Source organism: Pseudoalteromonas sp. SIMBA_162 (genome assembly GCF_046535955.1).
Taxonomy (GTDB): Bacteria; Pseudomonadota; Gammaproteobacteria; order Enterobacterales; family Alteromonadaceae; genus Pseudoalteromonas; species Pseudoalteromonas marina.
Window position 1 is genome coordinate 1 of the sequence record NZ_JAWJBQ010000491.1, and the last position, 267, is coordinate 267.

The 267-nt window shown below is 71.9% G+C and carries 1 protein-coding gene; it reads right to left on the reverse strand.

Annotation, left to right across the window (positions count from 1 at the left end; translation table 11 throughout):
- The coding region (locus tag R0J88_RS20635) for an NnrS family protein (protein ID WP_410900972.1) at positions 1 to 267 on the reverse strand (267 nt) is incomplete at both ends.

Sequence of the window (267 nt, forward strand, 5' to 3'; positions counted from 1 at the left end):
GCTGCTGAACGGCACCAGCAGGACCCGGCACAGGGCCGCCAGAAACAGCAGCGCAAAGCCACCGGCCATGGCCCGCGAAGCCTGCAGGGGCCGGCCACTGTGGCCGAGGCTGACCCGCGCCACCATGCCCAGCACCAGCCCGCCCAGGCCACCCACCGCCAGGGCATGGGTCACCAGGCTCTGGGGTATCGACCAGCCCAGGTGCCAGAGGGCCATGCCCAGGGTTGCCAGGGCCAGCCACCCGTAGGCCAGGTACAGCGACCAGAG